We start from the raw sequence: 10,710 nt of genomic DNA, 5'->3' as shown, positions 1-10,710 counted from the left end.
GGCGGATCGCCTCGGCGGTCAGGTCGGCGCGCAGCAACCCCGGGCCGGCGGTGCGCGCGTACCCCTCGGTGAAGACCAGGTAGAGCACGTGCAGCACGGCGGCGAGCCGGTCGGCCCGCTCCTCGTCGGTGGGTGGCGCGAACCGCAGCCCACTGTCGCGGATCCGTTGCTTGCCCCGGCTGATCCGCCGGGTCATCGTCGCCTCCGGCACCAGGAAGGCGCGGGCCACCTCGGCGGTGGTCAACCCGCCCACCGCACGCAACGTGAGCGCGATCTGCGACGTCGGCGACAGTGCCGGATGGCAACACAGGAAGAGCAGGATGAGCGTGTCGTCCTCGTCCGCCAGCGGTCGATCAGCCGCCGGAGCGCGCCACTGCTCCGGGAGCACCCACCGCGCCACGGTGTCCTCGCGGCGCATCCGGGCCTGCTCCCGGCGCAGCAGGTCGGTCAGCCGGCGGGACGCGACGGTGATCAGCCAACCGCGTGGGTTCTCCGGTACACCGTCGCGCGGCCAGGCCTCGGCCGCGGCGATCAGCGCCTCCTGCACCGCGTCCTCGGCGGTGTCGAAGTGCCCGAATCGGCGTACCAGCGCGCCGAGGACCTGCGGCGCGAACTCGCGCAGCAGGTCCTCGACCCGTGTCTCGGGCACCCGTCAGCCGCCCAGGTCCTCAATGCCGTCCAGCACCGGCCGCACGTCCACGTAACCGCCCGGGGCGTCCGGATCGACCAGGCCCGCGGCGATCTCGGTGGCCCGGTCGAAGCTCGCACACTCCACGATCGTGTAACCCGCCAGGACCTCCTGCGTCTCCGGGTACGGGCCGTCGGTGACCACTGGCGCGCCCTCGCGTACCTGCACCCGGCGGGCGTGCACCGGCTCGCTCAGGCCCTGGGCGTCGACCAGTTCCCCGGACTCGGCCAGCGCCTGATGGAAGGTCTCCATGTGCTTGTGCATCGCCGCGATCTGCTCGGCCGACATGGCGGGCCGGCCGGTCGCCCGCCCCGACAGCACGTCGTAGTCCTGCTGTGAGCCGTAGAGCAAAATCATGTACTTCACGGTGCTGCTCCATCCTGTCCATGGGCGCCCTCCGACGCCCTCGAAGGAAACGTCGAAGCAGCACCCCCACCCCGGACACACCCACCCCACCTGATCGGTCGATCATGAAGTTGTCGCCTCGACGCGCCGAGCCGCACGACAACAACCGCATGATTACCAGGAGGGGTGGGGTGGTGGGAGGGCGTTAGGTTGGCGGGCATGGCGACGGTGTGGGTGGTGGTGGGGGTTTTCGTCGTGGTGGCGGGTCTGGCGGCCGGGGTCGTACTGCGGCGAGGGCGGTCTGCGGTCGACGACCGTGCGGCCGGGCGGGACGCCCGGGCCCGGCAGCAGCGGTACGAGGCCGAGCGGCACGGCGACCAGGGCGGCACGTGGCAGCGCGGTCGGGAGTCCAGCGGCTGAGGCGCGGGCGAAGGGGTGAACCGTTCGGCTGGCGCACACGTGAATCGGGTGACGGGCGTGACGGTCGTGTCGTCGGGGTACTGCTCAGCGCGAGCAGCGATGTCTGGGAGGCACAGTGGGGGCACGGTCAGGACGCGGCGCCCGAGGCACCGTGGCGGCCCTGCTGGCCGCGGCCCTCGTGTCGCTGGCCTGCGCGGGCGGTGGGTTGGCCGAGCCGGAGGGTGAGCGTCAGGCACCGCAGCAGTCGCAGGCGTCACCCGGGCCCGGCACCACCCGGGCCGACAGCACCACGAGCGTCGCCGAATTCGAGCAGGACGTCGCCGACGCGCGGGCCATCGCCGAGCGCTACTGGGCAGCCCAGTTCAAGGCGTCCGGTGAGCGGTTCCAACCGGTCCGGCGGATCACCCCCTACCAGCGGGAGGGCGAGGTGTCCTGCGGCGGCGAGCCGCTGCCCCGCAACAACGCGGTCTACTGCTCGCGGGGCGACTTCATCGCGTACGACGTCCGCTGGTCGGTGGCGGCGTTCCGCCAGGTCGGTGACGCGTTCGTGTTCTACCTGCTCGGGCACGAGTACGCGCACGCCATCCAGGTGCGGCTCGGCATCAACTACAGCTTCACCATCCAGCAGGAGTTGCAGGCCGACTGCATGGCCGGGGCGTACCTCGGCGACTCGGTGCGCTCCGGTGCCCTGACCCTGGCCGACGGTGACCTGGACGAGTTCCGGGAAGGGTTGGCGGCGGTCGGCGACGACCCCGACCAGCCGTGGTTCGCCGAAGGCTCGCACGGCACCGCCGAGCAGCGCACCGAATCGTTCTTCCGCGGGTACGAGCGGTCGCTGGAGGCCTGCGACCTGGGCTGAGCGGGTTGCCCGGATCACGTGCACGCCCGTCGCGGCCCCCCGCCTGTCCGGGCCCTGGCAGGATCGCCGGTGTCGGCCACGACCCTGGAGGATCCGCTGAACAGCCATCACCCCGCCGCCGTGCTCTTCGACATGGACGGCACGTTGGTCGACAGCGAGAAGCTGTGGGACATCGCGTTGCAGGAACTCGCCCGGGAGTACGGCGGGGACCTGTCCGTCGAGGCCCGCCAGTCGATCATCGGCACCGCCATGGCCGAGTCGATGCGCATCCTGCACGACGACCTGGGCCAGCCCGAACGGGATCCGGAGATCAGCGCGGCGTGGATCAACGCCCGGATCCTGGAGCTGTTCCGCACCGGTCTGCCCTGGCAGCCGGGCGCGTTCGAGCTGCTGCGCGCGGTCCGCGCGGCGCGAATCCCCACCGCGCTGGTCACCTCCAGCCCTCGGGCACTCGTCGAGATCGCCCTGGACACCCTCGGCCGGGACAACTTCGACACCGTGGTCGCCGGCGACGAGGTGGTCGCGGCCAAGCCGCACCCCGAGCCGTACCTGACCGCGGCCCGGCGACTGGGTGTGCCGATCGAGCGTTGTGTGGCGATCGAGGACTCACCGACCGGCGTGGCCAGCGCGCTCGCCTCGGGCGCGGCAGTGCTGGCCGTACCGGCGGAGGTGGCGCTCGCCAGCACTGCCGGCGTACACCAGGTGGAGAGCCTCACCGGCGTCGACCTGGACCTGCTCGCGGCGCTGCTCGCCGACCGGGCGGCAGCCTGACGGACGCGAATGGGGGCCCCGCGGTGCGGGACCCCCATTCGGCGTCGGAGCGTCAGTCGTGGGCGATGGCGCCCAGGACGTTGATCCGTGCCGCCCGGATGGCCGGGAGCACCGCGGCCACCACACCGATGATCGCGGCGAGACCGAGGAAGACACCCATCTGCCCCCAGGGCAGGATCAGGTCGGTGATGCCCTCGTCCTTGAGTGCCTCGACCACCGCGGCGCCGAGGCCGGTGCCGACCGCCACGCCCAGCAACGCGCCGAACACCGAGATCACCACCGCCTCCACGGTGATCATGCCCATGGTCTGGGACCGGCGTAGACCGATGGCGCGCAGGAGCCCCAACTCGCGGGTCCGTTCCAGGATCGACAGCGCCAGGGTGTTGATGATGCCCAGCACGGCGATCACGATGGCCAGTGCCAACAGGATCTGGATCATCGTGAGTAGCCCGTCGAGCTGACCGGTCTGCTGCTTGATGAACGCGTCCCGGTCGGCCACCGACACCTCGGGGCTGTCCGCGAGAAGCGTCTCCACCTGCGGTTGCACGTCGGCCACCGGGGTGCCGGGCGTCAGCTGAACGTACCCCTGGAAGGGCTGCGGGATCGCGAAGTCCTTCGCCGCCGTCACCGGCAGCATCACCGGGTTCAACAGCTGCCCGGACTCGTAGATGCCGCTGATGGTGTACGTCCGCGTCTCGCCCCGGGTCAACTGCACGTTCACCGTCGAACCCACCGACCAGCCACGCGAGTCGGCGGTGTCCGAACTGGCCAGCATCTGCGTCGGCCCGAGTCGGTCGATGTCACCGGCGACGGGCTTGGCACTGAAGATCTGCCGCAGCGACGCGATGTCGCTGCTCGCCCCGACCCAGGTGCGCTCGCCGTCGATCTGGGCCATGTCGCCGTACTCGCCGTCGACCATCTGCACGCCGGGCAGCGTCTTGGCCTGGTCCAGTACCGCCGGGTCGAAGCTCGGCGGGCGCGGCCCGCCCTGCGCCCCGGCGATCACCAGCTCGGCCTTGACGGTGTCCTGGGCCAGGGCGCTGATGCTGCCCTTGGCCGAGTCGAGGATGACTGTGATGCCGGTGACCAGCGCGATGCCGACCATCAACGCCGCCGCGGTGATCGCGGTCCGGCGCGGGTTACGCCCCGAGTTGAGCCGGCCCAGCTTGCCCGGCAGCGACCAGGAGAAGATCGCGCCGAGCAGGCTCACCACCGGCCGGCTGATCAGCGGGGTCAGCAGCGCCACGCCGATGAACGCGAACAGCACCCCACCGAGGATGGTGGTCAGTGTCTGACCACCGGCGTTGCCGCTGAGCCCGAGGAACAGCAGCACCGCGCCGATGGCGGTGACCAGCGACCCGGCCACGGTGATTTTGGTCAACGGCCGGTCCGGGGTGGCCACGTCCTGCATCGCCGCGATCGGCGGGATCCGCGCGGCCCGCAGCGCCGGCAACAGCGCCGCCACCACCGTGATGACCAGCCCGACAGAGAACGCCCCGATCACCGCCGCCGCCGGCACGCCGATCCCGGCGAGGGTGAGCCCACCGGCCAGATTGCCGAACAGGTACGCCAGCAACGCGCCCACGCCGATGCCGGCGGCCAGGCCGAGCATCGAGGCGATCAACCCGACGGCGATGGCCTCCAGCACCACCGACCCGATGATCTGCCGGCCGCTGGCGCCGATGGCGCGCATCAGTGCCAACTCACGGGTGCGCTGGGCCACGATGATCGAGAAGGTGTTGAGGATCAGGAAGGTGCCCACCAGCAGGGCCACCGCCGCGAAACCGAGCAGGATCTTGTTGAAGAAGGACAGGCCCTCCTTCAAGCTCGCCGCGGCGTCCGAGGCGACCTGCTCGCCCGTCTTCACCTCGAAGTCCGCGCCGAGGGTGCGGGCCACGTCGTCGCGCAGCTTCTCGTCGGACACCCCGTCGGCGGCGGTCACGGTGATGCTGCTGAACACGTCCGGCTCGCCCAGCATCAGCCGCTGCGCCACGGGCGTGGTGAAGAAGACCTCGTTCACCCCGCCGATCGAGTCCCGGTCACCGCTGTAGCCGGCAATGCCGACCAGCGTGAAGTCCCGCTTCTTCGACTCGAACGCGGTGAGCACGCCGACCTTCTGGCCGACCTGCACCTTCGCCGTGGTGGCCAGGGCCTTGTTGAGGACGATCTCGTCCTCGGCCTGCGGCGCACGCCCCTCGCGCAGCCGCAGCAGGTCGCTCTCCCCGGTCCAGTTCTCGCCCAGCTGCGGCGGACCGAACGAGGTGACCACCTTGCCGTTGCTGCCGATCACCCGGGCGCCGTCGGCGTTGACGATGCCCGTCGCCGAGGCGGCCCCCGGAACCTGCTTCACCCGGTCCACCACGGCGGCCGGCAGTGGCGCGGCGGTCTGCTCGCCCTCCAGCTCGCTGAGCTCGACCTTCGGCTTCGCCGCGACGTTCACGTCGATCTCGGAGAAGCCGTCGGCGAAGACCGAGTCGAACGAGCGGCCCAGCGTGTCGGTGAGGACGAAGGCGCCGGAGACGAACATGACCCCGAGCACGACCGCCAGCCCGGACAGGATCAGCCGGACCTTGCGGGCCAGCAGACTCTTCAGCGTCGCGCGGAACATCAGTTGCCCACCTCGGCCGGAGTGTCCAGCTTCTTCATGGTGTCCAGCACCGTCTCGGCGGTCGGCTCGATCAGCTCCGAGACGATCTCGCCGTCGGCGAGGAAGACCACCCGGTCGGCGTACGCGGCGGCGGTCGGGTCGTGGGTGACCATCACGATCGTCTGACCGTGCTCGCGGACCGAGTTGCGCAGGAAGTTGAGCACCTCCGCGCCGGAGCGCGAGTCCAGGTTGCCGGTCGGCTCGTCCGCGAAGATCACCTCAGGGCGGGAGACCAGCGCCCGCGCGCACGCCACCCGCTGCTGCTGCCCGCCGGAGAGCTGCGCCGGCCGGTGGTCCAACCGGTCCCGCAGACCGACCGTCTCGATCACCGTGTCGTACCAGGCCTGGTCCGGCTTACGCCCGGCGATCGACAGCGGCAGCAGGATGTTCTCCTTGGCCGTCAGGGTGGGCAGCAGGTTGAACTGCTGGAAGATGAAACCCACCTTGTCGCGGCGCAGCTTCGTCAGCCCCGCGTCGCCGAGCCCGGTGACCGTCGTCTCGCCGATCGACACCGTGCCCCGGGTCACCGAGTCCAGGCCCGCCAGGCAGTGCATCAGCGTCGACTTGCCGGAACCCGACGGCCCCATGATCGCGGTGAACTGGCCGCGTTCGAACTCCGCGCTGACCCCCCGCAGCGCGATGACCTGCGCCTCGCCGCTGCCGTACACCTTCCACACGTCGTTCGCCCGGGCCGCGGCCTGCGCCTGCTGGCCTACCGTCGCGGTCACGTCATCTACCTCTTCCGTCTGTCCGAATTCACGCCGCCCCCCGATGGTCCGGCGCGACTGTTCCATCATCTGCGCTGCTCGCGCCCGTACCGTCCGCCCACGGGTTGACCTGGCGCGGATTTCCCGCTGCGGGTGCACCCTTATGTCGCGTCAGGGTTGCCCCTGACCCGATGGTCGGTCGTGCGTGTTTCCGACCCTGCCCCCTCACGTCACAGGAGGGTCAACCTCGCCAGACCGTCTCCGGTCACGGTAGGTGACGGCGGCAACGCCGGCCGTCCCCCCATGGAGGGATCTTCGTGTACGCCGGGTGAGGTACCCGGGCCCGCGGAGCTACGCCCGGGGGCGGACCAGACCCGACTCGTACGCCAGCACCACTGCCTGCACCCGGTCACGTAGTCGCAGCTTGGTCAGCACGTGCCCGACGTGGGTCTTGATGGTGGTCTCGCTGACCGACAGCACCGCGGCGATCTCGGCGTTCGACAGCCCTCGCGCGACCTGCACCAGCACCTCACGTTCCCGGTCGGTGAGCGCGTCGAGGGCTGCCGCGGGCGTCGCCGTCGGGTCGGGCAGCAGTGCGGCGAACCGGTCCAGCAGCCGCCGCAGGATCCGGGGCGCCACCACCGCGTCGCCGCCTGCGATGGTGCGGATCGCCGAGATCAACTCTTCGGCCGGCACGTCCTTGGCCAGGAACCCACTGGCGCCCGCGCGCAACGCGCCCACCACGTACTCGTCCAGGTCGAAGGTGGTCAACACCAGCACCCGCACCGGCAGGCGGGCCTCGACGATCGCCCGGGTCGCGGCCACCCCGTCCATCCGCGGCATCCGGATGTCCATCAGGACCACGTCGGGTAGGAGCCGGCGGGACAACTCCACCGCCTCCACGCCGTCCCCGGCCTCCGCCACCACGTCCAGGTCGCCCTCGGCGCCCAGCACCATCCGGAACCCGGTACGCAGCAGCGGCTGGTCGTCGGCGAGGAGGATACGCACCGGCCGCGCCGGGGCCACCCGATCGGTCATCACGTCTCCTGTCCCGCCGACGTCGTGCTGCCGCACCGGTCATCCTCGCGTACACCGGCCGGTGCGTCGCGGATCACCGTAGAGCGCGGCCCGTCGCGTTGTCCCGATCGCAACGGCACCGCCGATGTCGGGTCGCGGGTCGGCGCGGGGGCGGGCAGCGTCGTGTCGGGGACCACCACGCCGATGGGAGGACGCCCACCCGTCGTCGACCAGCCCGCGAGGCGGCGGGGGCGACCCTCGTCGCCGGCGTCAGCGCGCGGCGGAGCGGGCCGTCACTCGTCGGCGCCCGGCGCCACCGGAGCGGACCGGGAGTCGCGCAGCGGGTCAACGTTCGCCACCGCGACCGGGAACGGCGGTGGGGTGCCTCCGAAGGTGGGACACAGGGCCTGGTGGCTGCACCAGTCGCAGAGCCGGCTCGGCCGGGGGCGAAAATCCTGCCGGGCGGTGGCCTGCTCGATCGCCCGCCACAGGGCGACGACAGTGCGCTCGAAGCGGACCAGCTCGTCGGCGTCCGGCGTGTAGTCCAGCACCTCGGCGTCGCGCAGGTAGAGCAACCGCAGCACCCGGGGCACCACCCCCCGGGTGCGCCACAGCACGAGGGCGTAGAACTTCAGCTGGAACAGCGCCCGCGCCTCGAACGCCTCCCGTGGCGCGCCGCCGGTCTTGTAGTCGACCACCCGCAGCGCCCCGTCCGGCGCGACGTCGAGCCGGTCCAGGTAGCCCCGGATGAGCAGCTCCTCGTCGACCACCGCCGAGATCAGGCTCTCCCGCTCGGCCGGCTCCAGCCGGGTCGGGTCCTCCACCGCGAAGTAACCCTCCAGCAGCCCGGCGGCCGAGCGGAGGAACTCCGCCGCGTCGGTCGGCTCAGCTCCGTCGAACAGCCCGGCCAGCTCCGGCTGCTCGGTGACCAGCCGATCCCACTGGGGCGCCACCAGATCGCCGGCCGCGGCTGGCGTGCGCCCCTGCGCGGGCAGGTCGAACAGCCGCTCCAGCACCGCGTGCACCAACGTGCCCCGGGCCTGCTCCATGGTGGTGCGCTCGGGCAGCCGGTCGATGCTGCGGAACCGGTAGAGCAACGGGCAGGTCTTGAAATCCGCCGCCCGCGACGGCGACAGCGAGGCCCGCACCGTCGGCGGCGCCTGGGCCGGGGAGGAGGGCTGGGTGGTGGTGACCGGTTCCGCCGTCATGTCCGCAAAGGTTAGGGCACCGGTATGACACCTACCGCCGCCCGCCCCGCACAGCGACGGTCCGTAGCATCGTGCCGATGGAGCGACGAACCCGGCCACCGCGCCGACCCGACCGGCGCCTCGGCCTCAACGTCGGCCGGGTGTTCGGGGTGCCGCTGCACCTCAACGGCTCCATGGTCCTGCTCGCGGTGGTCATCGCCGTGCTGTACGCCGAGTTCGCCGCCCGTCAGCTGGACCTGCCGCAGATCAGCGGCTACCTGATCGGCTTCGGCTTCGTGGTGTCGCTGCTCGGCTCGGTGCTGCTGCACGAGCTGGGGCACGCCCTCACGGCCCGCCGCTACGGCATCGGTGTGCGCGGGATCACCCTGGAACTGCTCGGCGGCTACACCGAGATGGACCGGGACGCCCCGTCGCCCCGCGTCGACCTGCTGGTGTCACTGGCCGGCCCGGCGGTCTCCGCGGTGCTCGGCGTCCTCGCGGTCGCGGCCACCCTCGCCCTGCCACCGGGGACCGTGGTCCACCAGCTCGCCTTCCAGCTCGCGGTCAGCAACGTCATCGTCGCGCTGTTCAACAGCCTGCCCGGGCTGCCGCTCGACGGCGGCCGGGCGCTGCGCGCCGCGGTGTGGGGGCTGACCCGCGACCGGCACCTCGGCACCGAGGTCGCCGGCTGGGCGGGGCGCGTCGTCGCCGTCGGCACCACGATCGTGGTCCTGGTGCTCACCGTCGCCGACTACCTGGCGCCCCTGGCGTTGCCGCTGATGCTGCTGGTCGCCGTCACCCTCTGGCGTGGCGCCGGGCAGTCGATCCGGGCCGCCCGGGTCAGCCGCCGGTTCCCGCTCATCGACCTGTCCCGGCTGGCCCGTCCGGTCTGGCCGGTGACCACCGGTACGCCGCTGGCCGAGGCGCAGCGCCGACGCGTCGACGGGGGTCAGCCAGATTCCGCCCTGCTGGTCACCGACTCGGCGGGACGGCCGGCGGCGCTGGTCGACCCGGTCGCCGCCGAGGCGGTGCCGGTCGAGCGCCGCCCGTGGCTGGCGGTGGACGCCGTCGCCCGATCGCTGGGCACGATCCCCACCCTGACGCTCGGGTGGGACGGCGAGCGGGTGATGGAGGCCGTACAGACCCACCCGGGCGCGCAGTACGTGGTGACGTCAGGCGAAGATGTCGTCGGCATTCTGCACATCGCGGACCTAGCACAGCTCCTCGAACCCAACCGGAAGATGACACAGTGACCGCAACTCCCTCCACCGTCCCGGCCACCCCGGCGCTGACACCCGTGCACCGAGGGCCCTTCCGGCCCGGCGACCGGGTCCAGTTGACCGACCCCAAGGGGCGGATGCACACCGTGACGCTGGAGCCGGGCAAGGAGTTCCACACCCACCGCGGCATCCTGGCGCACGACACGCTGATCGGGCTCCCCGACGGCAGCGTGGTGACCACCTCCGGTGGCGGCACCGCGTTCCTGGCCCTGCGGCCGCTCCTGTCGGACTACGTGCTGTCCATGCCGCGCGGCGCCCAGGTCATCTACCCGAAGGACTCGGCGCAGATCGTCGCGATGGGCGACATCTTCCCCGGCGCGAAGGTCCTCGAAGCCGGCGCCGGCTCCGGCGCGCTGAGCTGCTCCCTGCTGCGCGCCGTCGGCACCGAGGGCGAACTGCACTCGTTCGAGGTGCGCGACGACTTCGCCCAGATCGCCAAGCGCAACGTCGAGGCTTTCTTCAACGGACCGCACCCGTCGTGGCACCTGCACGTCGGTGACGTCGCGCAGTGCCAGGAGACCGGGTTCGACCGGATCATCCTGGACATGCTGACCCCCTGGGAGACCCTCGACATGGTGGAGCGGGCCCTGGTGCCCGGCGGGGTGTTCATCGGTTACGTCGCCACCACACCGCAGCTCTCCGAGCTGGTCGAGGCGCTGCGCGAGCGCGGCGGCTGGACCGAGCCACGGGCCTGGGAGTCGCTGGTGCGCGACTGGCACGCCGAGGGCCTCGCCGTCCGTCCGGACCACCGGATGATCGCGCACACCGCGTTCCTGGTGTCCGCGCGCA

General features: G+C 71.7%; 10 protein-coding genes and 1 pseudogene. 5 read left to right on the top strand and 6 right to left on the bottom strand.

The window, feature by feature from the left end:
- Together ACWCO3_RS24650 and ACWCO3_RS24645 are read right to left on the bottom strand one after the other, a co-directional pair.
- Window positions 1–649: RNA polymerase sigma factor (locus ACWCO3_RS24650; protein ID WP_450012265.1), on the bottom strand; the 649-nt coding region annotated here is incomplete at its 3' end.
- A gap of 3 nt (window positions 650–652) precedes the next feature.
- Entirely contained in the window at window positions 653–1,045 is a 393-nt protein-coding gene (locus tag ACWCO3_RS24645) for a YciI family protein (protein ID WP_244311968.1), read from the bottom strand.
- A 207-nt stretch (window positions 1,046–1,252) separates the two neighbouring features.
- On the opposite strand from ACWCO3_RS24645, the gene ACWCO3_RS24640 reads away from it, so the two are divergent.
- From ACWCO3_RS24640 to ACWCO3_RS24630, 3 genes and pseudogenes are all read left to right on the top strand, one after another.
- Window positions 1,253–1,453 (top strand): hypothetical protein, encoded by a 201-nt coding sequence (locus tag ACWCO3_RS24640; RefSeq protein WP_358078414.1) that lies wholly within the window; start codon window positions 1,253–1,255, stop codon window positions 1,451–1,453.
- 85 nt (window positions 1,454–1,538) lie between these two features.
- Window positions 1,539–2,312: pseudogene (locus ACWCO3_RS24635) on the top strand (neutral zinc metallopeptidase); the annotation flags it as partial.
- Between the two features lie 120 nt (window positions 2,313–2,432).
- On the top strand, window positions 2,433–3,083 hold the full coding sequence (locus ACWCO3_RS24630; RefSeq protein WP_145785660.1) for an HAD family hydrolase: 651 nt from the start codon (window positions 2,433–2,435) through the stop codon (window positions 3,081–3,083).
- A 52-nt stretch (window positions 3,084–3,135) separates the two neighbouring features.
- On the opposite strand, the gene ACWCO3_RS24625 is transcribed toward ACWCO3_RS24630, so the two are convergent.
- From ACWCO3_RS24625 to ACWCO3_RS24610, 4 genes are all read right to left on the bottom strand, one after another.
- The gene (locus ACWCO3_RS24625; RefSeq protein ID WP_145782026.1) at window positions 3,136–5,691 is read right to left on the bottom strand and encodes an ABC transporter permease; all 2,556 of its coding nucleotides are present in this window, start codon (window positions 5,689–5,691) and stop codon (window positions 3,136–3,138) included.
- Window positions 5,691–6,458, bottom strand: a complete 768-nt coding sequence (locus tag ACWCO3_RS24620; protein ID WP_145782024.1) for an ABC transporter ATP-binding protein — start codon at window positions 6,456–6,458, stop codon at window positions 5,691–5,693. The genes ACWCO3_RS24625 and ACWCO3_RS24620 overlap by 1 nt, the downstream gene beginning before the upstream one ends.
- Window positions 6,459–6,788: 330 nt before the next feature.
- Window positions 6,789–7,475 carry a response regulator transcription factor gene (locus ACWCO3_RS24615; RefSeq protein WP_357936739.1) on the bottom strand — a complete coding sequence of 229 codons (687 nt, stop codon included), beginning with the start codon at window positions 7,473–7,475 and terminating at the stop codon, window positions 6,789–6,791.
- Between the two features lie 272 nt (window positions 7,476–7,747).
- Window positions 7,748–8,662, bottom strand: coding sequence for a RecB family exonuclease (locus ACWCO3_RS24610; protein WP_145782020.1), 915 nt, complete (start codon window positions 8,660–8,662; stop codon window positions 7,748–7,750).
- Window positions 8,663–8,802: 140 nt separating this feature from the next.
- Between ACWCO3_RS24610 and ACWCO3_RS24605 the strand changes: the two genes are divergently transcribed.
- Window positions 8,803–9,894: a site-2 protease family protein gene (locus tag ACWCO3_RS24605; protein ID WP_423468004.1), complete on the top strand. Its 1,092-nt coding sequence runs from the start codon at window positions 8,803–8,805 to the stop codon at window positions 9,892–9,894.
- On the top strand, window positions 9,891–10,710 hold an 820-nt coding region (locus ACWCO3_RS24600; protein ID WP_450012260.1), incomplete at its 3' end, for a tRNA (adenine-N1)-methyltransferase. The genes ACWCO3_RS24605 and ACWCO3_RS24600, both read left to right, overlap by 4 nt.

Source organism: Micromonospora sp. NPDC002411 (assembly GCF_053592955.1).
This window is presented reverse-complemented; position numbering and strand designations above follow the sequence as displayed.